The 21,497-nt window shown below is 61.6% G+C and carries 21 protein-coding genes; 12 read left to right on the forward strand and 9 right to left on the reverse strand.

Going from position 1 to position 21,497, the window contains the following annotated elements; all coding sequences use genetic code 11:
• Window positions 1-414: 414 nt before the first annotated feature.
• A complete protein-coding gene (locus tag M5C71_RS20315; RefSeq protein WP_248768603.1) occupies window positions 415-876 on the forward strand; it encodes a transglycosylase SLT domain-containing protein in 462 nt (153 codons plus the stop codon).
• Between the two features lie 7 nt (window positions 877-883).
• On the opposite strand, the gene M5C71_RS20320 is transcribed toward M5C71_RS20315, so the two are convergent.
• The 6 genes from M5C71_RS20320 to M5C71_RS20345 form a co-directional block, all read right to left on the reverse strand.
• Window positions 884-1,654: an electron transfer flavoprotein subunit beta gene (locus M5C71_RS20320; protein WP_103495262.1), complete on the reverse strand. Its 771-nt coding sequence runs from the start codon at window positions 1,652-1,654 to the stop codon at window positions 884-886.
• 15 nt (window positions 1,655-1,669) lie between these two features.
• The gene (locus M5C71_RS20325) at window positions 1,670-2,890 is read right to left on the reverse strand and encodes an electron transfer flavoprotein subunit alpha/FixB family protein (RefSeq protein ID WP_248768604.1); all 1,221 of its coding nucleotides are present in this window, start codon (window positions 2,888-2,890) and stop codon (window positions 1,670-1,672) included.
• Entirely contained in the window at window positions 2,890-4,833 is a 1,944-nt protein-coding gene (gene dgcB, locus M5C71_RS20330; protein WP_103495260.1) for a dimethylglycine demethylation protein DgcB, read from the reverse strand. Before dgcB ends, M5C71_RS20325 begins: the two co-directional genes overlap by 1 nt.
• Window positions 4,834-4,959: 126 nt before the next feature.
• Entirely contained in the window at window positions 4,960-7,020 is a 2,061-nt protein-coding gene (gene dgcA, locus M5C71_RS20335) for a dimethylglycine demethylation protein DgcA (protein WP_152741111.1), read from the reverse strand.
• Window positions 7,021-7,035: 15 nt separating this feature from the next.
• Window positions 7,036-7,566 carry a DUF5943 domain-containing protein gene (locus tag M5C71_RS20340; protein ID WP_100942520.1) on the reverse strand — a complete coding sequence of 177 codons (531 nt, stop codon included), beginning with the start codon at window positions 7,564-7,566 and terminating at the stop codon, window positions 7,036-7,038.
• A gap of 95 nt (window positions 7,567-7,661) precedes the next feature.
• Window positions 7,662-8,639, reverse strand: coding sequence for a dipeptidase (locus tag M5C71_RS20345; RefSeq protein WP_100942521.1), 978 nt, complete (start codon window positions 8,637-8,639; stop codon window positions 7,662-7,664).
• Between the two features lie 269 nt (window positions 8,640-8,908).
• On the opposite strand from M5C71_RS20345, the gene M5C71_RS20350 reads away from it, so the two are divergent.
• The 4 genes from M5C71_RS20350 (at window position 8,909) to M5C71_RS20365 (ending at window position 11,315) form a co-directional block, all read left to right on the forward strand.
• Window positions 8,909-9,310: a lysozyme inhibitor LprI family protein gene (locus M5C71_RS20350; RefSeq protein WP_103495258.1), complete on the forward strand. Its 402-nt coding sequence runs from the start codon at window positions 8,909-8,911 to the stop codon at window positions 9,308-9,310.
• An 86-nt stretch (window positions 9,311-9,396) separates the two neighbouring features.
• A complete protein-coding gene (locus M5C71_RS20355) occupies window positions 9,397-10,173 on the forward strand; it encodes a DUF4239 domain-containing protein (RefSeq protein WP_248768605.1) in 777 nt (258 codons plus the stop codon).
• A 69-nt stretch (window positions 10,174-10,242) separates the two neighbouring features.
• Window positions 10,243-10,728, forward strand: coding sequence for a DUF3592 domain-containing protein (locus tag M5C71_RS20360; RefSeq protein ID WP_248768606.1), 486 nt, complete (start codon window positions 10,243-10,245; stop codon window positions 10,726-10,728).
• A 170-nt stretch (window positions 10,729-10,898) separates the two neighbouring features.
• Window positions 10,899-11,315: a DUF3010 family protein gene (locus M5C71_RS20365; RefSeq protein ID WP_248768607.1), complete on the forward strand. Its 417-nt coding sequence runs from the start codon at window positions 10,899-10,901 to the stop codon at window positions 11,313-11,315.
• 155 nt (window positions 11,316-11,470) lie between these two features.
• Here the strand turns inward: M5C71_RS20365 and M5C71_RS20370 are convergent, their stop codons facing one another.
• Entirely contained in the window at window positions 11,471-12,415 is a 945-nt protein-coding gene (locus M5C71_RS20370; RefSeq protein ID WP_100942529.1) for a GlxA family transcriptional regulator, read from the reverse strand.
• Between the two features lie 194 nt (window positions 12,416-12,609).
• Between M5C71_RS20370 and choX the strand changes: the two genes are divergently transcribed.
• The 5 genes from choX (at window position 12,610) to M5C71_RS20395 (ending at window position 17,381) form a co-directional block, all read left to right on the forward strand.
• Window positions 12,610-13,554, forward strand: a complete 945-nt coding sequence (gene choX / locus M5C71_RS20375; RefSeq protein ID WP_248768608.1) for a choline ABC transporter substrate-binding protein — start codon at window positions 12,610-12,612, stop codon at window positions 13,552-13,554.
• A 72-nt stretch (window positions 13,555-13,626) separates the two neighbouring features.
• On the forward strand, window positions 13,627-14,514 hold the full coding sequence (locus M5C71_RS20380; protein ID WP_100942531.1) for a 3-keto-5-aminohexanoate cleavage protein: 888 nt from the start codon (window positions 13,627-13,629) through the stop codon (window positions 14,512-14,514).
• Between the two features lie 67 nt (window positions 14,515-14,581).
• Entirely contained in the window at window positions 14,582-15,547 is a 966-nt protein-coding gene (locus tag M5C71_RS20385; protein ID WP_100942532.1) for an L-carnitine dehydrogenase, read from the forward strand.
• A 169-nt stretch (window positions 15,548-15,716) separates the two neighbouring features.
• Window positions 15,717-16,193, forward strand: a complete 477-nt coding sequence (locus M5C71_RS20390; RefSeq protein WP_248768609.1) for a thioesterase family protein — start codon at window positions 15,717-15,719, stop codon at window positions 16,191-16,193.
• Between the two features lie 24 nt (window positions 16,194-16,217).
• Window positions 16,218-17,381: a gamma-butyrobetaine dioxygenase gene (locus M5C71_RS20395; protein ID WP_248768610.1), complete on the forward strand. Its 1,164-nt coding sequence runs from the start codon at window positions 16,218-16,220 to the stop codon at window positions 17,379-17,381.
• Between the two features lie 472 nt (window positions 17,382-17,853).
• On the opposite strand, the gene M5C71_RS20400 is transcribed toward M5C71_RS20395, so the two are convergent.
• Window positions 17,854-18,132 (reverse strand): hypothetical protein, encoded by a 279-nt coding sequence (locus tag M5C71_RS20400; protein WP_248768611.1) that lies wholly within the window; start codon window positions 18,130-18,132, stop codon window positions 17,854-17,856.
• 349 nt (window positions 18,133-18,481) lie between these two features.
• Here M5C71_RS20400 and M5C71_RS20405 point away from each other — a divergent pair, with 349 nt between their 5' ends.
• Window positions 18,482-18,997, forward strand: coding sequence for a hypothetical protein (locus M5C71_RS20405; RefSeq protein ID WP_248768612.1), 516 nt, complete (start codon window positions 18,482-18,484; stop codon window positions 18,995-18,997).
• Between the two features lie 526 nt (window positions 18,998-19,523).
• On the forward strand, window positions 19,524-19,784 hold the full coding sequence (locus M5C71_RS20410; RefSeq protein WP_177098491.1) for a hypothetical protein: 261 nt from the start codon (window positions 19,524-19,526) through the stop codon (window positions 19,782-19,784).
• Between the two features lie 278 nt (window positions 19,785-20,062).
• Here the strand turns inward: M5C71_RS20410 and M5C71_RS20415 are convergent, their stop codons facing one another.
• Window positions 20,063-21,166 (reverse strand): GlxA family transcriptional regulator, encoded by a 1,104-nt coding sequence (locus M5C71_RS20415; RefSeq protein WP_103499851.1) that lies wholly within the window; start codon window positions 21,164-21,166, stop codon window positions 20,063-20,065.
• Between the last annotated feature and the right edge of the window lie 331 nt (window positions 21,167-21,497).

Consider the following 21,497-nt stretch of genomic DNA (forward strand, 5'->3'; position numbering starts at 1 on the left):
GCCTGTTTGGGCGTTTTTTGAGCAATCCTCTACAGGTCATATAAAACAAGGCCTACAGAGGACAGCAAACATCTTATCCACATATACGCCAACAGACTTTGTTAACAAGTCGGCGCCCAAGCGAAACCCGACAACGCCCTTATCCACATAAAAATTCGAATAAAAACCGTCGGTTAGGTTGATCATTTTTCGTACGAAGGGCTACAGGCGTTGATTGGCATGGGCTGTAGCCATGCACAAACACCTTATCCACAGGCCGACCCACAGTCTCTGTGGAAACTTGGCTGTCAGGCAGGGGTTTATCTTTCATCCGGAGGGAAATGACGTCATCGAACACGCGGCTACACTCTGTCCATAGCGCGCCATGTTCTTGTAGTGGAGGTGTCTTGGCCTCACGCTTTGCGAGGGAGCCCAATGCGCCATCCATACACCCTGCTCGTCGTCTTCTACCTGATCCTGGCCGTCAGCGCCGAGGCCAACTGCTTTCAGGAGGCCGGAGAGCGTTATCACATCGACCCGTTGCTGCTCTATGCCATCGCCCAGGTCGAGTCGGGCATGAACCCGGCGGCGCTCAATACCAACCGCGACGGCAGCCGGGACATCGGCCTGATGCAGATCAACAGCCGGCATCTGCCGCGCCTGGCGGCCTTTGGTATAGACGAGAAGAAGCTGCAGAGCGAGCCCTGTACCAGTGTCATGGTCGGGGCCTGGATTCTGGCGCAGTTTATTCAGCAGTTGGGTTACGGCTGGCAGGCCGTGGGCGCCTACAACGCCGGCGCCCTGCCGGAGCAGGGCGACGGACGCGAGCACTATGCGTTGCAGGTGTGGCACTACTACCGTGAGTTGTTGGTGCTGTACCGATCTACACGGCGCTGAACGGGCTTCAGCGCAGCACGCCTTCCTCGATCAGCAGCTTGAGAATGGCATCGGCCCCGGCCTCGGCACTGACGCCCTTGAGCACCTGCCCACCGCCGCCGCTGGCCTTGGCCGTGGCCGCTTTCATCCGGTCGGCGCCGCTCTTGGCCTTGATCACCTTCAAGCGCTTGGGCCGTGGCTTGGCCGGTTGCAGCAAGGCGCCTGTGAATAACTCATCCTCCAGCACCTCCACTTCCTCGGCCTGCAGCACACCCCGTTGCGCCGGGCCGTAGGCGCTCTGCCGTGGCTTGGGCGCGGCGTTATCCACCGTCGCGAGAAACGGCAGACGGACTTTCAAACGGCGCCGCTGCCCCCGTGGCAAAGCTTGCAGCACATGGGCCACGCCGTGTTCGATGGACTCGACCTGGGCCAAGCCCACCACCAGCGGCCAACCGAGGTTTTCCGCCAGCAGGAACGGCAGCATGCCCGAGCCTTCACCGGTTTCCGCCTGGCTGCCGGTGAGCACCAACTGGGCGCCGGCGTCGCGCAGATAATCGGTCAGGACTGGCAGCGCATCGGCGCCGGCCGGTTGTTCCAGCACCCGCAATTCGTCCAGGCCCATGCCCAGGTAAGCCCGCAGCGCCGGCTCCGAGACATCGCCGGCATGCACCACCTGCAAGTTATCCCCAGCCAGTTGCAAACCCAGTTCCACCGCGCGGGCATCCTGTTCGGCGCGACGGGCGCGGCCGGAGGTGGGGTGGGCGCCGATGGAGACCAGGCTGATTACATTCGTACTCATGACGTCATCCCTACCTTAAGCCGCATCGCGCTTGGCGCCGTTGCGGTATGCCGTCACCGCCGCGATCAGGGCGCGGAAGATCTCGCTGCTTTCGCCGATCACCGACAGGTCGGCGCGCTTGATCATGTCGCAACCCGGATCGAGGTTGATCGCCACCACCTTGTCGCAGGCACCGATGCCTTGCAGGTGCTGGATCGCCCCGGAAATCCCCACGGCCACATAGACCCGCGCGGTGACCCAGGTGCCGCTGGCGCCGACCTGACGGTCGCGGGACATGAAGCCATCGTCCACAGCCACCCGCGACGCGCCCTCGGTGGCGCCCAGGGCCGCCGCTGTTTCGTGGAACAGCGCCCAGTCCTTGACCCCGTTGCCGCCGGAGAAAATAAATTCGGCTTCGGCCATGGGAATCGCCCCTGGGTCCACCGCCACCGCGCCGAGATCTTCGATCCTCGGCAAGCTGCGCACCACGCTTGTGGATAACTCCACGGGCAAGGCTTCGTGACGGGTTTCGCTGACCGGCTCGGCGCATTCGGCGGCGGCCAGGATCAACCGGGCCAAGGGTCGCGCCAAGTCCTGCAGGCCTGCACCGGCACGGCCGATGCACTCCTCGCCCTTGACCTGCCAGACCCGCGTGGCCGGGCGCTCACCCAGGCTCGCGGCCAGGCGGCGGCCCAGTTCGCCACCACCGCTGCGGCTGTCCGGCAGCAACCAGTGACGGGGATTGAACTGGTTATCCACAGCCCGCAGACCCTGGACCCGTTGTTCCGGTGAATAACCGCTGAACTCATTGCCGTCGAGCACCAGCAGGCGGTCGACGCCGGCGGTTTCGAAGGCGGACTCCTTGTGCTCGCCAAAGACCACCGCCAGCACCGCGCCGTCCTTGCCCGCCATCTGATGGGCCAGACCCAGCAGGTCGCGGTCGTGGCTGCTCAGGCGACCGCCGACCATATCCGGCACCACGCTGATATAGAACGCCGGTTGCAGCACCTGATGCAGCGGCAATTGCACTTCGACGCTGGCCGAACGCTTGGTGGCGCCGCCCTGCTGGGCGCCGCTGCGGTCGATGCGCTTGATACCGTTGGGGCCGATAAAACCGACGCCATGGACATTCTTGCGGACCAGGCCGTTAGGCCCCATCCAGCTCTGTTGCTGCGGTTGCATGGCCGCGTGCAACGGGTGCAGGCGGTTACGGGCGATCCACTCGGCGCGAGGGTCCCGGCGGATAATATCGCTCATCAGTGCACCTCCGCGGGTTCACGCTTGGGGGCTGGTTTGCTCGGCGCCGCTTCTTCAAGCAGGGCGTCGGCCACCAGTTCGGCCAGGTCCTTGATCAGCGGACGCGGTTCGACCACGCCTTCGAGCATCGCCGTGCATTGCGGGCAACCGACCGCCACCAGTTCGGCACCGGTTTCGCGGATGTCGTCCATGCGCATATCGGGAATCCGCTGCTTGCCGGGAATATCGGTGATCGGCGCGCCGCCACCGCCGCCGCAGCAACGGGAACGGAAACCGGAACGCTGCATTTCCTTGACCTCGATCCCCAGGGCCCGCAGTACGTCACGGGGCGCTTCATACTCGCCGTTGTAGCGGCCGAGGTAGCACGGATCGTGATAGGTCACGCTGTTGCCTTTGTGCTGCCCGAGGTTCAGGGCACCGGCGCCGATCAGTTCGGCCATATAGGTGCTGTGATGCTGCACCAGGTATTCGCCGCCGAAAGCACCGTATTCGTTTTTCAGCACATGGAAACTGTGGGGGTCGCAGGTGACGATGCGCTTGAAGCTGTATTTGGCCAGGGTCTGGATATTGCGTTTGGCCAACAGCTGGAAGGTTGCCTCATCACCCAGGCGCCGGGCCACGTCACCGCTGTCGCGCTCTTCCAGGCCGAGTACCGCGAAGTCGACCTTGGCCGCCTTCAGCACTTTGACGAAAGCACGCAGGGTGCGCTGGTTGCGCATGTCGAAGGCACCGTCGCCGACCCAGAACAGCACGTCGGTGGTTTTCTTCTCGCCGAGCAGGTTGAGGTTCAGGTCCGCCGCCCAGTTCATCCGACCGCCCGGGGCGAAACCGCCGGGGTTGTCGGTGGCGATCAGGTTTTCCAGGACTTCGGCCCCCTTGTTCGGGGTCGCGCCTTTTTCCAGGGTCAGGTGACGGCGCATGTCGACGATGGCATCGACGTGCTCGATCATCATCGGGCATTCCTCGACGCAGGCGCGGCAGGTGGTGCAGGACCACAGGGTCTCGGCGTCCACCAGGCCGTTGACGATCGGCTGATGCGGGTTACCTGAATGCTCGCCGATGGCTTTGCCCGGATACGGGCTGCCGGCGAAGTTCGCGTCGGTGCCGCCGGCCAGGCCGACCACCATATCCTGAATCAGCTTTTTCGGGTTCAACGGCTGGCCGGCGGCGAATGCCGGGCAGGCGGCTTCACATTTACCGCACTGCACGCAGGCGTCGAAGCCCAGCAGTTGGTTCCAGGTGAAGTCCTTGGGTTTCTCCACGCCCAGCGGCGCTTTCGGGTCGCTCAGGTCCAGCGGCTTGAGGCCGGTGGAACGGCCGCCGCCGAAGCGTTCGGCGCGACGGTGCCAGGCCAGGTGCAGGGCACCGGCGAAGGCATGCTTCATCGGACCGCCCCAGGTCATGCCGAAAAACAGCTCCGACACGCCCCACAGCACACCGATGCCGAGGATCACGGCCAATACCCAGCCGCCGAAATCTTCCGGAAGGATACCGGCCACCGGCAGGGTCACCAGGAAAAACGACGCCGAGAACGCCAGCAGGCTTTTCGGCAGGCGCATCCACGGGCCTTTCGACAGACGGGAAGGCGGGTTGCGGCGACGCAGGTAAACAAAGATCGCACCGACAAACATCACCGCCGACATCAGCAGCAAGGCATAGCCGAGGATGCGGTTATGCAGGCCGAAACCGTGCACCAGGATCGCCAGGACGATGGATGCCACTGCACCACCGGCCGTGGCAACGTGGGTGTTGGCAATGTATTTGTCCCGCGCCACCACATGGTGCAGATCGACCATATAGCGCTTGGGCATGGCGAAAAGGCCGCCGAGCAGATCGACTTTCGACGGTCGACCGCGACGCCACATGGCTACCCGCCGCAGCGCGCCGAGGACGGCAAGGCCCAGGGCGGCAAACAACAGGATGGGAAGAAGGGTGTTCAACATGGTGCAGCTCCCAAAGACCTCGGGGCTCGGTAACAGCCGGCTGGCTGGCGATTCAGGCGACGCGGTGCATCAGGCAGTCCGCGTTATCGTTCATCGCCAGCAAGCCGGCTCCTACAGGAGGTTGGCTTAGAAATCCTTGCACAGACGCAACGCGTCATAGATCGCCGCGTGCGTGTTGCGCTGGGCCACACAGTCGCCGATGCGGAACAGCAAGTAACCGTCGCCCGACTCGCTCAGCGAAGGCTGCGGCTTGATCGCGAACAGGGCTTCGACATCGATCTGGCCCTTGTTGCGCGAACCTTCCTTGAGCCCGTAGTAGATTTCCTCGTCCGGACGCACGCCGTTCTCCACCACCACCTGGTCCACCACCCGCTCTTCCTTGGCGCCGGTGTATTCGTTCTCCAGCACCGCCACCAGCTTGTCGCCCTCGCGATAGACCTTTTCCAGCATCATGTCGCCGGTCATGATCACTTCTTTCGGGTACATGCTGCGGTAGTAGGTTGGGAACGACGTACCGCCAATCGCCACGCCCGGCTTGATATCGTCGGTGACGATTTCCACCTGGCTGCCCTTGTCGGCGAGGAAGTCGGCCACCGACATACCGGTGAACTCGCAGATGGTGTCGTAGACCAGCACGTTCTTGCCCGGTGCGACCTTGCCATCGAGCACGTCCCAGCTGCTGACCACCAGCCCTTCGGCGGCGCCCCAGTGTTCGTTCTGTTCCAGGTTCGGATGCCCGCCGACGGCCAGCACCACGATATCCGGACGCAGGTCGAGGATAGTCGCCGCATCAGCAGCGGTGCCCAGACGCAGGTCGACCTTCAGACGCGCCAGCTCCAGCTGGAACCAGCGGGTGATACCGGCGATCTGGTCACGCTGCGGCGCTTTCGAAGCCGTGGTGATCTGCCCGCCAATGGCGTCCTTCTTCTCGAACAGGGTCACATCGTGCCCACGTTCGGCGGCCACGCGAGCGGCCTCCATCCCGGCAGGGCCGGCACCGACGATCACCACCTTGCGCTTGACCCCGGTGGATTTCTCGATGATATGCGGCACGCCCATGTATTCACGGGAGGTCGCGGCGTTCTGGATACAGAGTACGTCCAGGCCCTGGTACTGGCGGTCGATGCAGTAGTTGGCACCGACGCACTGTTTGATCTGGTCGATCTGGCCCATCTTGATCTTGGCGATCAGGTGCGGGTCGGCGATATGCGCGCGGGTCATGCCGACCATATCGACATAACCGCCTTCAAGAATGCGGGTCGCCTGGTTCGGGTCCTTGATGTTCTGCGCGTGCAGCACCGGGACCTTGACCACTTCCTTGATCCCGGCCGCCAGGTGCAGGAACGGCTCCGGCGGGAAGCTCATGTTCGGGATCACGTTGGCCAGGGTGTTGTGGGTGTCGCAACCCGAGCCGACCACACCGAGGAAATCGAGCATGCCGGTGTCATCGTAATACTTGGCGATCTGCTTCATGTCCTCGTGGGACAGGCCATCCGGGTGGAACTCGTCACCACAGATACGCATGCCGACGCAGAAATCGTCACCGACTTCCTTGCGCACGGCCTTGAGCACTTCCAGGCCGAACTTCATCCGGCCTTCGAAGGTACCGCCCCATTCGTCGGTGCGCTTGTTGACCCGCGGGCTCCAGAACTGGTCGATCATATGCTGGTGCACGGCGGACAGTTCGACGCCGTCGAGACCGCCTTCCTTGGCCCGGCGCGCAGCCTGGGCGTAGTTGCCGATCACCCGCCAGATCTCTTCCGGCTCGATGGTCTTGCAGGTGGCACGATGCACCGGCTCACGCACGCCCGAGGGCGACATCAGGGTCGGCCAGTTGAAGCCATCCCAACGCGAGCGACGACCCATGTGGGTAATCTGGATCATGATCTTGGCGCCATGCTTGTGCATGGCGTCGGCCAGGTTCTGGAAGTGCGGGATGATGCGGTCGGTGGACAGGTTCACCGAGCTCCACCATTCCTGCGGGCTGTCGATGGCCACTACGGACGAACCGCCGCAGATCGCCAGGCCGATGCCGCCCTTGGCCTTCTCTTCGTAATAACGGATATAACGCTCGGTGGTCATGCCGCCGTCGGTGGCATAGACCTCGGCGTGGGCGGTACTGAGCACGCGGTTGCGGATGGTCAGTTTGCCGATCTGGATCGGCTGGAACATTGCTTCGAAAGCCATGGTGCGATCCTCGACTTACAACGGCTTGACGGTGAACAAGCCGTCGTCGTGACCTTCTTCGGAGCCACCGTAGACCTGCTCGGCCACGGTACGGATCGCGCTGCCGCGTGCTGCCAGGATCTGATCCATGGCGCCGGCGAACCAGCCGGTGAACATATAGTCGACCTTGCGCCCGACCTTGCCGTAGACATAGACGAACGCCGAGTGCTCGAGCTTGACGCTGGCGGTGCCTTTGTCCAGGTCAATGTCCTGGATCTTGAACAGGCCCCAGCCGCGCTGCGACAGGCGCTTCATGTAGTGCTCGAACACCGCGACGCCTTCCAGGCCATGGCATTCGGCTTCTTTTTCACACCAGTGCCAGGCGGATTTGTAGCCGGCCTTGTAGAGGATCTCGGCGTAGGCATCGGCACCCAGGACTTCTTCGATTCCCATGTGGTTGTTGACGAAGAAGTGCCGTGGCACGTAGAGCATCGGCAGGGCGTCGGACGTCCAGACACCGGTTTCGCTGTCGACTTCGATAGGCAGTTGCGGGGCGATTTTAGCCATGGGTAACACTCCAGAATTCGTTGATCGCGGCTGGCCGCTTACGCCCTGCGCGACCGGCGCGCAGGGTGTGTGTCAGTTGGGAAAAGACCGCGGCGTTATTCGCCCCAGACGTCCTTGAGGACGGTGACCCAGTTTTCGCCCATGATTTTTCGCACCACGCGCTCAGGGTGACCGCGCTTGAGCAGGGTCTCGGTGAGGTTGGGGAACTCGCCCACGGTGCGGATGCCCAGCGGGTTGATGATCTTGCCGAAGCTGGTCAGACGACGGGCGTAGCCCTTGTCGTGGGTCAGGTATTCGAAGAAGTCCTGGCCGTGGCCCTGGGTGAAGTCGGTGCCGATGCCGATGGCGTCTTCGCCGACGATATTCATCACGTACTCGATGGCCTCGGCGTAGTCGTCGATGGTCGAATCGATGCCCTTGGCGAGGAACGGCGCGAACATGGTCACGCCGACAAAACCACCATGGTCGGCAATGAACTTCAGTTCGGCGTCGGACTTGTTGCGCGGATGTTCTTTCAGACCCGAAGGCAGGCAGTGGGAATAGGTCACCGGCTTCTTCGATTCGAGGATGACTTCTTCGCTGGTCTTGGAACCGACGTGGGACAGGTCGCACATGATGCCGACGCGGTTCATTTCAGCCACGATCTCGCGACCGAAGCCCGACAGGCCGCCGTCACGCTCATAGCAGCCGGTGCCCACCAGGTTCTGGGTGTTGTAGCACATCTGCACAATGCCGACGCCCAGTTGCTTGAAGATCTCGACATAGCCGATCTGGTCTTCGAAAGCGTGGGCATTCTGGAAGCCGAAGAGGATGCCGGTCTTGCCCAGCTCCTTGGCCTTGCGAATATCGGCGGTGGTGCGCACCGGCATCACCAGGTCGCTGTTCTCGCGGATCAGTTTCTGGCTCGAGGCGATGCTGTTGACGGTGGCCTGGAAGCCCTCCCACACCGACACGGTGCAGTTGGCGGCGGTCAGCCCGCCTTTGCGCATGTCCTCGAACAGTTCGCGGTTCCACTTGGCAATGATCAGCCCGTCGATAACGATGCTGTCGGCGTGCAGTTCGGCTGGGCTCATCAGGCTGTCCCCTATTAGCGATTCACGCGCCGAATCGTCTGCCGGCGCTTTGGGGTCAGCATATGCCCAGGGGACCGGAGAGCCGGGTGCAAAAACGACAGGGGAATTGCCGAAAGCGTCAATCCGCGACAAAGGGGCGTTGCCATGGGCATTTCCGGCCCGTAGGTTTAAGTACTTGTCCATGTACGACTATTCTTTGGCCCGGGCTTGAGACAGAATTGCCCTCCATCGCTCTGCCACCTCTTTTGATCAAGGATCGGGACGCCGCAATGAAATCGATTTTCCTGGCTTTGGCGCTTGTCAGCCTGGGTGCCCACGCGGCCGAAGACGCGGACAACTCGCCCTGCGACGCGGTCGAAAACGACCAGCAGACCCTGGAGTGCGCCACCTACAGCAAGAACACCGCCGAGCAATTGCTCAAGGAAAACTTCGAAGCGCTGCTGGAGCGGGTCAAGACGCAATACGCCAATGACAAGGCGCAAGCAGCCGATATCACTGGCAAGCTGCAGGCGGCCCAACAGCTCTGGATCAAGTCGCGGGATGCCGATTGCGCCATTGCGCCGCTGCCGGCCAAACCCGGGAGCAAGCCGTTCACCATCGACCAGTACGACTGCCTGGCGAGCAAGAGCGACGAACGGTCGGAGTTTCTTGAGTCGATTGCCCAGGAATAATCCCGGGCGGCTGTCTACACTGGAGCGCATCCCGTCCTGAATTGGCTGTACAGGCGAGTCGTTGACGATCATCACAGGATCTTCATATGCGCTCACTTTCAGCCATTCCGCTGTATGCCTTGGCGATTTTTCTCGCCATTGTGCTGTTTATTGAAATCGGTCGCCGCATCGGCAACCGCCATCTGGCCCTCGACCCCGAGGGTGCGCGGACCGGCACCAGCGCCATCGAAGGCGCGGTTTTTGGCCTGTTGGCGCTGTTGATCGCCTTCACCTTTTCCGGCGCGGCCACCCGGCTGGATGCCCGGCGCAATCTGATCGTCGAAGAAACCAACGCCATGGGCACCGCCTGGTTACGCCTGGACCTGTTGCCGCCGGCCAACCAACCGGCCTTGCGCCAGGCGTTTCGCGACTATGTGGACGCACGCATCGCCTACTACCGCGACCTCAACGAACTCGACCGTTCCAGCCTGGACAACGCGCGGGGCAATGCCTTGCAGCTGGAGATCTGGAAACAGTCGGTCGCCGCGCTGCCGCAGATGCCCACGCCGGCGCTGGGCTCCAATCTGCTGCAAGCCCTCAACCAGATGATCGACATCACCACCACCCGGGGAGTGGCCCAGGACACCCACCCGCCACTGGTGATCTACCTGATGCTGGTCGCCCTGACCCTGGTCAGCGCCCTGTTCATCGGCTACGACATGGCCGGCACGGCCAGGCGCAACTGGCTGTACAGCCTGGGTTATGCGCTGGTGATGGTCTGTGTGCTGTATGTGATCCTGGATTTCGAGTACCCGCGGATCGGCCTTATCCGCGTCGACTACTTCGACCAGATCATGCTCGACCTGCGCAAAACCATGGATTAACGCGCCCTGCACGGGCCACGGACAGCGACTAGACTGGGCAGTGAACCCACTCATTCAAAAGGAACTTGAATGTACGCGCCCCGAGAAACCGAACATGACTACCTCTTTACCCGAGGCGTCCTGCTGCTTTTCCTGATTTTCCTGGCCTTTGGCATGGCGGCGTTATCCAAGAGCGGCGGGCTGCTGTATGCCGCCATCAAGGCGGCGCCACGGGAAGTGACCGGCACCATCACGCAAATCATCGACACCCGCAGACAGGCGTCCCCAGCGGATATCTACTACGCCTTCGACTACGAGTTGGGCAACCGCGGCCAGGGCGTTCACTCCCTGAACGCGATGGTGGCGAACCCGACGTACCAGATCGGCGATCATGTGCAGATCGTCTATTCCGACTGGTTCCCGAGCTTTCACAGCCTGAAGAGCGAATTCAGCTTCAAACGCGCGGACTTCTATATCTTCAGCGCCAGTGTGAGCCTGATTACGCTGTGCCTTTGCCTGCTGTGCTGGAATTACCGGCAGATGGCCAGGTTTCGTGAGGAGGGTGTCTACTACTGAGCGCCTCCGGCTAATCGCCGCTGCCCTACTGTAGGAGCGAGCTTGCTCGCGATGGATGGCCAGACACCACGGGGTATCAGACTTCCCGCGTTATCGTTGACCACCATCGCGAGCAAGCTCGCTCCTACAAGGGGTAACATGGCGCCTCCCCCAACGCTCCAAGGACTCCAATGACCCTCTGCGGCATCGAAATCAAAGGCAGCGAAGCCATCTTCGCCATCGCCACCTTGCAGGGCAGCGCCCTCGCGCACGTGGCCGTCGCCATCAAGAAAATCGCCCTGGACGAGGATGACGAGGCCGCCAACGTCAAAGCCTTCGCCGCCCAGGTCAAAGCCTTTATCCAGGATGCGGGCATCGAGCGCATTGCTATCAAGAAGCGCAGCAAGAAAGGTGAGTTTGCCGGTGGGCCGACCACTTTCAAGATCGAAGGGATTTTCCAGTTGCTGGAAAACTGCGAGGTGACGCTGCTGTCACCGCAGACCATCAACGCGCAGAACAAGAAGTTCGACTTCGCCCTGCCGGCCACGCTGAACAAATATCAGCATGAAGCCTATAAGACGGCCTGTGCGGCGCTGATGAAAAAGTAAGCCGGGTCTTTCAACACCGCCACCCTGTAGGAGCCGGCTTGCTGGCGATGAGGCCAGGGAGTCTTGCATCGCCTTATCGGCCGCCATCGCCAGCAAGCCGGCTCCCACAAAGGGTGGTGTTCGGCCTTCATGCCCGGTGCTGCGCGCAACACCACCTACACCTTGATCCCGCGCCGATCCTCCCGCGGACACTGGGCAAATCGCGCCCGGTAGCTGCGGGTGAAATATGATGGCGACTCGAACCCACTGGCGATGCTCACCTCCAGCACGCTCATGTCCGTCTGGCGCAACAACTGCCGCGCCTTCTCCAACCGCAAGCCCAGGTAGAAATTGCTCGGCGTGTCCTTCAGATACAGCCGAAACAAACGCTCCAACTGGCGCCGCGTGACCTTGATCGACTCCGCCAGCTCCAGCGTGCTCAACGGCGGCTCCATATGCTGTTCCATCTCCCCGACCACATGCACCAGCTTCTTGTTACTGATGCCGTAGCGCGTGGCGATCTGCATGCGCTGGTGGTCCTTGCGCGGGCGGATACGCCCCAGCACGAACTGCTCGGACACCTGGATCGCCAGTTCCGGGCCGTGGGCCTGGCCGATCAGGTCGAGCATCATGTCGATGGACGCAGTCCCCCCGGCGCAGGTGATCCTCCGGCGGTCGATCTCGAACAGCTCCTGGGTCACTTCCAGCTGTGGATAAGATTCCTTGAAGGCCTCCAGCGCCTCCCAGTGCAGGGTCACCCGGTGCCCTTCCAGCAGACCGGCTTCGGCCAGCACCACGCTGCCGGTGTCGATACCGCCCAACGTCACGCCTTCATGGTCCAGACGCCGCAACCAGTGCGCCAACGTCGGGGTAGCGAACTTCAGCGGCTCGAAACCCGCCACCACCAATAACGTCGCCCCCTTCTTCAACGGTTCCAGCGCCGCATCGGCGTTGACCGACATGCCATTGCTCGCCAGCACCGCCCCACCATCGGCACTCAATACATGCCAACGATACAGCTCGCCGCGAAAGCGATTGGCCACCCGCAGGGGCTCGATCGCCGAGATAAAACCCATCGCCGAAAAACCCGGCATCAACAAGAAATAGAAATCCTGGGACATGGAACGCGCTCGCAAGACGGGTAGCGTTCCCGACGTGATACGCCAGTTGCACGACGGCCACAAGAGCACAGGTCGCTGCTGTGCAAGAGTCGGTCGCCGCTGTGCGTTTTCAGCAAGGCCGGGCTGCGTAACGTGGCATCACCGGCGCACGAAGACGCCGGGCCCCACAATAACGTCCTGCCGAGGAAACCATCATGAAACGACTGATCAGCCGCTGTGCGCTTGCACTCACCGGTACCGCGCTCCTGAGCACAGGGGTCATGGCCGCGGACCAAGCCTCCTGCCAGAACGTTCGCCTCGGCGTGGTCAACTGGACCGATGTCATGGCCACCAGTGCCATGACCCAGGTGCTGCTCGATGGCCTGGGCTACCAGGTCAAGCAGACCAGCGCCTCCCAGCAAATCATCTTCGCCGGCATCCGCGACCAGCGCCTGGACATGTTCCTGGGCTACTGGAACCCGCTGATGACCCAGACCATCACCCCGTTCGTCGACGCCAAGCAGGTCAAGGTCCTGGCCGAACCGAGCCTCAAGGATGCCCGCGCCACCCTGGCCGTGCCCACTTACCTGGCCGACAAGGGCCTGAAGACCTTCGCCGACATCGCCAAGTTCGAGAAAGAGCTGGGCGGCAAGATCTACGGCATCGAGCCCGGCTCGGGCGCCAACACCCAGATCAAGGAAATGATCGCCAAGAACCAGTTCGGCCTGGGCAAGTTCCAACTGGTGGAATCCAGTGAAGCGGCCATGCTCTCGGCGGTGGATCGCGCCGTGCGGCGCAAGGAAGCCGTGGTGTTCTTCGGCTGGGCGCCGCACCCGATGAACGTCAACGTGCAGATGACCTACCTCACCGGCAGCGAAAACGCCCTGGGCCCGAACGAAGGCATGGCCACCGTCTGGATCGTCACCGCGCCGACCTACGCCGAACAATGCCCGAACGTGAACAAGCTACTGAGCAACCTGACCTTCAGCGCAGCCGACGAGAGCCGCATGATGCAACCGCTGCTCGACCACAAGGACGCGCTGGAGTCAGCCAAGCAGTGGCTCAAGGATCACCCGCAGGACAAGGCCCGCTGGCTGGAAGGTGTGACCACCTTCGATGGCAAGCCTGCCGCCGACAACCTGCAATTGACCAGCAAGTAAATCACCGAAAATCGCACCCGCAGCCCCTGATGGCTGCGGTGTGAACCACCACGCCTGTAAGGAACCCGCACCATGAACCACGACGTCATCATCACCTGCGCACTCACCGGTGCTGGCGACACGACCGGCAGAAGCCCTCACGTTCCGGTCACGCCCAAACAGATCGCGGCGGCTGCCGTGGAAGCGGCCAAGGCCGGCGCCACCGTGGTCCATTGCCACGTGCGCAACCCCGAGACCGGCAAATTCAGCCGCGACGTGGCCCTGTATCGCGAAGTGATGGAGCGTATCCGCGAGGCGGACGTGGACATCATCGTCAACCTCACTGCCGGCATGGGTGGCGACCTGGAAATCGGTGCCGGCGAAAACCCGATGGAGTTCGGTCCGAACACCGACCTGGTCGGTCCGCTGACCCGCCTGGCTCACGTCGAGGCGCTGCTGCCGGAAATCTGCACCCTGGACTGCGGCACCCTGAATTTCGGCGACGGCGACACCATCTACGTCTCCACCCCGGCGCAACTGCGCGCTGGCGCCAAACGTATTCAAGAGCTGGGCGTGAAAGCCGAGCTGGAAATCTTCGACACCGGCCACCTGTGGTTTGCCAAGCAACTGATCAAGGAAGGCCTGCTGGACGACCCATTGTTCCAACTGTGCCTGGGCATTCCGTGGGGCGCTCCGGCGGACACCACCACCATGAAAGCCATGGTCGACAACCTGCCGGCGGGTGCGGTGTGGGCCGGTTTCGGCATTGGCCGCATGCAAATGCCGATGGCGGCGCAAGCGGTGCTGCTGGGCGGCAACGTGCGGGTCGGCCTGGAAGACAACCTGTGGCTGGACAAGGGCGTGCTGGCGACCAACGGCCAGTTGGTCGAGCGCGCCTCGGAAATCCTCAGCCGTCTCGGTGCCCGCGTCCTGACCCCGGCCGAAGGGCGGGTGAAGATGGGGCTGACCAAGCGCGGTTGATCCACTGACACACCTCTGCTCCTACAAGTGATCGTATTGCCAAAACCCTATTGCGCAGGAAGTTGCCATGAGCTTTATCACCGAAATCAAAACCTTCGCCGCCCTGGGCAGCGGTGTCATCGGCAGCGGCTGGGTCTCCCGCGCCCTCGCCCACGGCCTCGATGTGATCGCCTGGGACCCGGCGCCCGGCGCCGAAGCGGCCCTGCGCAAGCGCGTCGCCAACGCCTGGGGAGCCTTGGAGAAACAAGGCCTGGCTCCAGGCGCTTCGCAAGACCGCCTGCGTTTTGTCGCCACTATCGAAGAGTGCGTGAAAGACGCCGACTTCATTCAGGAAAGTGCCCCGGAACGTCTTGAGCTGAAACTCGAACTGCACGGCAAGATCAGCGCCGCGGCCAAGCCCAACGCCTTGATCGGCTCCAGCACCTCGGGCCTGTTGCCCAGCGAATTCTACGAAGGCGCCACCCATCCGGAGCGCTGCGTGGTCGGTCACCCGTTCAACCCGGTGTATCTGCTGCCGCTGGTGGAAGTGGTCGGCGGCAAGAACACCGCCCCTGAAGCCGTGCAAGCCGCGATGAAAGTTTATGAATCCCTCGGCATGCGCCCGCTGCATGTGCGCAAGGAAGTCCCAGGTTTTATCGCCGACCGTCTGCTCGAAGCGCTGTGGCGCGAGGCTCTGCACCTGGTCAACGACGGTGTTGCCACCACCGGCGAAATTGACGATGCAATTCGTTTTGGTGCCGGTCTGCGCTGGTCGTTCATGGGCACTTTCCTGACCTACACCCTGGCCGGTGGCGATGCGGGTATGCGGCACTTCATGGCCCAGTTTGGTCCTGCGTTGCAGTTGCCTTGGACTTACCTGCCTGCACCGGAACTGACCGAGAAGCTGATTGACGATGTGGTCGACGGGACCAGCGATCAGTTGGGCAAACACAGCATCTCGGCCCTGGAACGCTATCGTGACGACTGCCTGCTGGCGGTGCTGGAGGCGGTGAAGACCACCAAGGCCAAACATGGCATGAGTTTCAGCGAGTAAGTTTTTCGGTGTCTGGGCGGGCCCTTTCGCGGGCAAGCCCTGCTCCTACAGTTTTGTGTCGTACGCAAAAAATCATTCGACGCTGGACTGTAGGAGCAGGGCTTGCCCGCGAAGACGGCCTGACAGACACCCCTCATTCGTGATCTGTTCACCTCTTCGGACACCCACCATGCCCACCCTCACCACCTACACCACCGAAGTCATCCCCGACTGGGTCGACTACAACGGCCATCTGCGCGATGCCTTCTACCTGCTGATCTTCAGCTACGCCACCGACGCCCTGATGCTGCGCCTGGGCATGGACAGCGATAACCGCGAAGCCACCGGCAGCTCGTTGTTCACCCTCGAACTGCACCTCAACTACCTGCACGAAGTCAAACTCGGCGCCCAGGTCGAAGTACGCACCCAGATCATCGGCCACGACGCCAAGCGCCTGCACCTCTACCACAGCCTGCACCTGCCGGGCGGCGACAAGGAACTGGCCGGCAACGAACAGATGCTGCTCCACGTCGACCTCGCCGGCCCGCGCTCGGCCCCCTTCACCGACGCCGCGCTGGAAAAACTGCAAGCCATCATCGAAGGCCAGAGCGACCTGCCGCCCCCCGAATACATCGGCCGCGTGATTGGATTGCCCGCGAAAAAATAAGAATCCCCCGAAAAGGAGCTCACCGTGAACACCGCCGCCGCGTTTGCCGATTTCCGCAGTTACCCGCTGATCAGTGCCCTGACCGCCGCGCATCCTCTGCCGGATCGCATCGAGGTCTACTGGGCGGACGGGCGTATCAGTCCGTACCATCACGTGTGGCTACGGGACAACTGCCCGTGCCCGCAGTGCGTGTACACGGTGACCCGCGAACAGGTGCTGGAAATCGTCGATGTGCCCGAGGGCCTGGCCCCCGCCACCATCCGCATCGACAACACTGGCTGCCTGTGCATCGACTGGCAGGACGGTCACGCCAGCCGCTTCGACCCGGGCTGGCTGCGGGCGCACGCCTATGACGACGAGTCGCGGGTCGAGCGCCAGGCCGGCAAGCCGAAAAGCCGGCTGTGGAGCAGCAGCCTGGAGTTGCCGGTATTCGAGTTCGCCGCCCTCAAGGAGGACCCGAAAACCCTGCTGCACTGGCTATTGGCCTTGCGCGACACCGGCCTGACCCAGGTGCGTGGCGTACCGACCGAGCCTGGTTCACTGACCGAGGTGGCCAAGCTGATCTCGTTTATCCGCCAGACCAATTTCGGCGTGCTGTTTAACGTGCAATCCAAGGCCGACGCCGACAGCAACGCCTACACCGCCTTCAACTTGCCGTTGCACAGCGACCTGCCGACCCGCGAGCTGCAACCGGGCCTGCAATTCCTGCATTGCCTGGTGAATGATGCCGAGGGTGGCGAGAGCATTTTCGTCGATGGCTTTGCCATTGCCGACGCGCTGCGCCGGGAAGACCCGGCGGCGTTCCGCGCCCTGAGCGAAATCCCGGTGGAGTTTCGCAACAAGGACCGGCACAGCGACTACCGCTGCCTGGCGCCGGTCATTGCGCTGGACAGCAGGGGGCAGGTCAGCGAGATCCGCATGGCCAACTTCCTGCGGGGCCCGTTCGAGGCCTCGGTAGAACAGATGCCGGTGCTGTACGCAGCCTATCGGCGCTTTATTGCCATGACCCGTGAAGCGCGCTTCCGGATCATGCGGCGGCTCAACCCGGGTGAACTGTGGTGCTTCGACAACCGCCGCACCCTGCACGCCCGCAATGCCTTCGACCCGGCCACCGGGGCCCGGCATTTCCAGGGCTGCTATATCGATAGGGATGAATTGTTGTCGCGGATATTGGTGTTACAGCGTTGAGCCCTGATCGTTCGAACACACTGTCTTGAGCAACTAGGCATTTAGCCACGATTGCTACTTTTTGGTCAGAACGCTAACGTCTTCCCGTCGACACTGACCGGAACCTTGGAAGCAAGGGGTGTTGATTTCGGTGATGCAAATCACCCCTAGCCAGTGAGCGGGATAAGCGGAAACGCGAAAGAACAGGCCGATAAAGTGACTCACAAAACCCCCGATGCGAAAGCATCGGGGGTTTCTATTTGCGAAATCTGACAACACCTCCAGCGCTACTATGCGGCTAAGGCATTCGCTGCGATCAGAGAATCCCTCTGCAAACCATTGGTCGGGAACACAGTTGGATACGGTCTCTTCGCGGCGCTGCGGCGATACGACAAGCTCCGCTCCCAAAGGTTTTGTGTCGTACGCCAATGCTGTGCACACCACAAAACTGTGGGAGCGGAGCTTGCCCGCGAAGAACGATAACGCGGTCCGCCTATTGAACCCGACCCGGCTGTTTCATTACCCGTTGCTCCACCACTTCCAGCACCTCGCAACCATCATCGAGCAACGCGTACATCACCTCCAGCACGTGCCGGAAATCCTGCTCATCCAGATTGTTGATCGTGGCACAGGTCAAGGTTTGCGAAAGATCGCGGGCGCCACGCAGCCGGCGACTGGCGAATGCACACAGGTCACGCAAGGGTGCATCAGGATTGAAGAACAGGACGGGGCTTTCTGTGGTGTTGGATTGAAACGCAATGTAGTTCGTCATGACTGGCTCCATTTCAAGGCTAACAAACCACCCTCAATGCGAGGTTGATTGTATGGCTCCGTAAATGGACCGCGACGTCCAGTCATTGAAGTGGCAATGACAAGGAGGACTATAGAAACGTTGCGCAGCTATATGCAAGCAAGTACGGGGCGGAATGTTTGAGCAAATACGTCGGGGCCAGAGACGAAATAGCACGCAACACAACCGTAGCCCAAACCGTCTCGTGGCAAGTACACCGACATGAGAGTATCGACCGCTCGCTCCTAGCGTACCGGCTTCAAGTCCATGACACGCTCGGCACCGTCATCTCTCGCCCCTCTGGGCGATACCTATTGCCTCAACAGCAAACATGACAAATAAAAACACCCCGCCAGGGGACATCGCCTTGGCCGCCGCCTTTCGGGAGCTGATGCACGTAGTGCTGAACGTTCGGAGCACTGGCGTCTCGCTTAAGCAGGTCCAACATGCACCGGTCTTCACCTATCTGATGACGCCAAAACAATTCGACAGAATCAAAAAGATTTGCAGGCAGCAAGGTTGGCCTGTGCCGAATCGCCGTGGAATCCTGATTGATCTTACGGCCATTGCCCACCCCTTGGAATCACGGGAGACCAAGGACCACTGCAGCCCTGAACAGGCGCTGGAAATTTTGACGAACGCCTACTCTCCCTATAGCCAGATCGGGCTCAACAAGCCCAAAAGCGCACAAGGAATCATCTTCAATACGGGTCGAAAAGTAAGAGTAGGCGCCGCAAACTACTACGCCCTGGCGGTCGTAAAAGTCTGTCAGGAGGGTGCCGAAAAATACTTGGCCCCGGTCACCGCTTATCATGCGACCGAGGCCAAGATTCGAAACATTAGTTGACTACGAGGAAGGACGGCCTTGTAGACAAGTCTCCCGCACCGAAGCAGAACAACCCAAACGCCTACAATTTCCCTTCATATGACCCTGGCTTACCTGGGCCTTCGCAGCTCCGCCGACAAATTTTCTGCTGTCTGCGTAGTCGTGGCCAATGCTAAGCAACTACTGGTCAAATCGCAACCACCTTCGGCTGAGCGGATGTAACACACGGTAACCTCCAATGCGCTTGGCTACTTCACAGTCCCGGCAAACACAACATCCCGCCCCACCTCTTCCACAGGCAAAAAAAACCCCGATCAAGCCGTGACAGGATCGGGGTGAGAGAGTGTGTCCGCAGAGACCCGCGCCGAGGGTGACCAAACCGTCGACAGATCTACTGGTACCCAGTGTGCTCGCTTGCCCTGCCCACGAGTTAGTCGAAAACGACCTGTTCATAGGTATCAGAGCCACTCGGGCAATCGGCTCTTGCCGACACCGCTAAGGGCTACCAGAATCGAAGCACGATCACATCGGAACAAGGACCAGCGCCATGATGTACGCGGATTTGATTGACCAGGAAGACCTGTTGGGCCAGCTCAAATCCCTCGGCCTGCAAGTGCCGAGCGGTGCCACCGCCGAGCAAGCCTGCGAATGTGCGGTACGCGGCCTGGACGACGCCCGGGCCTATGAGCTGCGCAAGATGGTCAAGGATATGTACACCAGCAGCGCGACGATTCTGCCGGCCGTGCGCCAGGCGATAGACAAGCAGCTGTTGCCGGCGTTGGCGCAATATCAGCAAACGCGGCCCTGAACGTAGCCCTCGTTGTGGTGAGGGGTTGCGCTGATGTCGTTCAGTTAAGAACGGTCTAAAGTCTGGCGAGATTTGTGGCGAGCGGGCTTGCCCGCGCTGGGGTGCGAAGCGCCCCTAAAACCGAAAATCGCGGTCTATCAGTTAGAACGAGGAGCCCGGTTTTGCGGCTGCTGCGCAGCCGAGCACGGGCAAGCCCGCTCGCCACAAGACCGCGCCTGGCTTCAGACTTAATTGGCCTGGGGCCCCTCACCACACGGGGCCACCCCGAACAGCCGGGCTTATAGCCTCACACTGGCAAACGTCGACTCATTACGCGCCTGGCTCAACGCCGACATCGGCCCGGACAACGGCGCCAATACCAACGCCTGCGGAATCGGCATCATCGCCACCTGCTGCGTAGTGTTGGAACCCACACGCTCGTCACGCGGCGGAATACCGAAGTACTCGCGGTAGCACTTGGAGAAGTGCGGTGTCGAAACAAACCCGCACACCGATGCCACTTCGATAATCGACATCGGCGTCTGCTTGAGCAACTGCCGCGCCCGGATCAGCCGCAGCTTCAGGTAGTAGCGCGACGGCGAACAATGCAGGTACTTCTGGAACAACCGCTCCAGCTGTCGACGGGACACGGCGACATACACCGCCAGTTCGTCCAGGTCGATCGGCTCTTCCAGGTTGGCTTCCATCAGCGCCACGATTTCCTGCAACTTCGGCTGGTTGGTGCCGAGCATGTGCTTGAGCGGCACACGCTGGTGATCCTGTTCATTACGGATACGCTCGTAGACGAACATCTCCGAGATCGCCGCCGACAATTCACGGCCATGGTCACGGCTGATCAGGTGCAACATCATGTCCAGCGGCGCTGTGCCACCGGAGCTGGTGAAGCGGTTACGGTCAAGGGTGAACAGACGGGTACTCATGGCCACCCGCGGGAAAGCTTCCTGCATCGAGGCCAGACATTCCCAGTGCACGCTGCAATCGAAACCGTCGAGCAACCCGGCGCAGGCCAGGGCCCAACTGCCGGTGCACACGGCGCCGAGGCGACGCGACTGACGCGCCTGGCTCTGCAACCAGGACACATGCTCACGGGTGACAGTACGTTGAATGCCAATGCCGCCGCAGACAATCACGGTGTCCATGGCGGGCGCTTTGTGCATGGAAGCATCAGGGGTGATCTGCAGGCCGTCGCTGGCCCAGACCTGTCCGCCGTCGACGCTCAGGGTCGTCCAGCGATACAGCTCGCGGCCGGACAATTGGTTGGCCATCCGTAGGGGTTCTACGGCGGAAGCCAGGGAAATGAGCGTGAAATTGTCCAGCAGCAGGAAGCCGATGGATTGAGGCGCACGGTTCTGGGGTTGAGCCCCGGGCTGGAACGACGTCATCGCGAAATCTCCTCACACAAAGCGGGTGATGGCCTCAGGCGGAGGCTCTTGTTATGGCCCTCGATCTCTCGCGGAGAGGGGCTTTGTAATGACAGAGCAATTGCCATGCCGAAAGTTGAATGGGTATTCAATAACTCCTGAAAACGACGTCGCGGTGTGTCTATATAGCCCTTGCCACGAGTGCGGGTTATAAGGCGTGGGAAAGGTCTGTAAGCTCCCGGCTCAAGGGGCTTGAGCACTTCGGTAGCACTTGTGTTCCGGGCGCTGAGCGGCGCCGGGAAGGAGTGTCACCGCAAGCACAGTCGACCGGCGGTAACAGGGTGAAAAGCGG

Origin of the sequence: Pseudomonas sp. MWU12-2345 (assembly GCF_023242385.1) — a bacterium.
In the GTDB taxonomy this organism is placed as follows: Bacteria; Pseudomonadota; Gammaproteobacteria; order Pseudomonadales; family Pseudomonadaceae; genus Aquipseudomonas; species Aquipseudomonas gingeri_D.

Bases quoted from the DNA above. Each gene is read 5' to 3' on its own strand.
- M5C71_RS20315 (WP_248768603.1), top strand. From the start codon at position 415: ATGCGCCATCCATACACCCTGCTCGTCGTCTTCTACCTGATCCTGGCC.
- M5C71_RS20320 (WP_103495262.1), bottom strand. From the start codon at position 1,654: ATGAGTACGAATGTAATCAGCCTGGTCTCCATCGGCGCCCACCCCACC.
- M5C71_RS20325 (WP_248768604.1), bottom strand. From the start codon at position 2,890: ATGAGCGATATTATCCGCCGGGACCCTCGCGCCGAGTGGATCGCCCGT.
- dgcB (WP_103495260.1), bottom strand. From the start codon at position 4,833: ATGTTGAACACCCTTCTTCCCATCCTGTTGTTTGCCGCCCTGGGCCTT.
- dgcA (WP_152741111.1), bottom strand. From the start codon at position 7,020: ATGGCTTTCGAAGCAATGTTCCAGCCGATCCAGATCGGCAAACTGACC.
- M5C71_RS20340 (WP_100942520.1), bottom strand. From the start codon at position 7,566: ATGGCTAAAATCGCCCCGCAACTGCCTATCGAAGTCGACAGCGAAACC.
- M5C71_RS20345 (WP_100942521.1), bottom strand. From the start codon at position 8,639: ATGAGCCCAGCCGAACTGCACGCCGACAGCATCGTTATCGACGGGCTG.
- M5C71_RS20350 (WP_103495258.1), top strand. From the start codon at position 8,909: ATGAAATCGATTTTCCTGGCTTTGGCGCTTGTCAGCCTGGGTGCCCAC.
- M5C71_RS20355 (WP_248768605.1), top strand. From the start codon at position 9,397: ATGCGCTCACTTTCAGCCATTCCGCTGTATGCCTTGGCGATTTTTCTC.
- M5C71_RS20360 (WP_248768606.1), top strand. From the start codon at position 10,243: ATGTACGCGCCCCGAGAAACCGAACATGACTACCTCTTTACCCGAGGC.
- M5C71_RS20365 (WP_248768607.1), top strand. From the start codon at position 10,899: ATGACCCTCTGCGGCATCGAAATCAAAGGCAGCGAAGCCATCTTCGCC.
- M5C71_RS20370 (WP_100942529.1), bottom strand. From the start codon at position 12,415: ATGTCCCAGGATTTCTATTTCTTGTTGATGCCGGGTTTTTCGGCGATG.
- choX (WP_248768608.1), top strand. From the start codon at position 12,610: ATGAAACGACTGATCAGCCGCTGTGCGCTTGCACTCACCGGTACCGCG.
- M5C71_RS20380 (WP_100942531.1), top strand. From the start codon at position 13,627: ATGAACCACGACGTCATCATCACCTGCGCACTCACCGGTGCTGGCGAC.
- M5C71_RS20385 (WP_100942532.1), top strand. From the start codon at position 14,582: ATGAGCTTTATCACCGAAATCAAAACCTTCGCCGCCCTGGGCAGCGGT.
- M5C71_RS20390 (WP_248768609.1), top strand. From the start codon at position 15,717: ATGCCCACCCTCACCACCTACACCACCGAAGTCATCCCCGACTGGGTC.
- M5C71_RS20400 (WP_248768611.1), bottom strand. From the start codon at position 18,132: ATGACGAACTACATTGCGTTTCAATCCAACACCACAGAAAGCCCCGTC.
- M5C71_RS20405 (WP_248768612.1), top strand. From the start codon at position 18,482: ATGACAAATAAAAACACCCCGCCAGGGGACATCGCCTTGGCCGCCGCC.
- M5C71_RS20410 (WP_177098491.1), top strand. From the start codon at position 19,524: ATGATGTACGCGGATTTGATTGACCAGGAAGACCTGTTGGGCCAGCTC.
- M5C71_RS20415 (WP_103499851.1), bottom strand. From the start codon at position 21,166: ATGACGTCGTTCCAGCCCGGGGCTCAACCCCAGAACCGTGCGCCTCAA.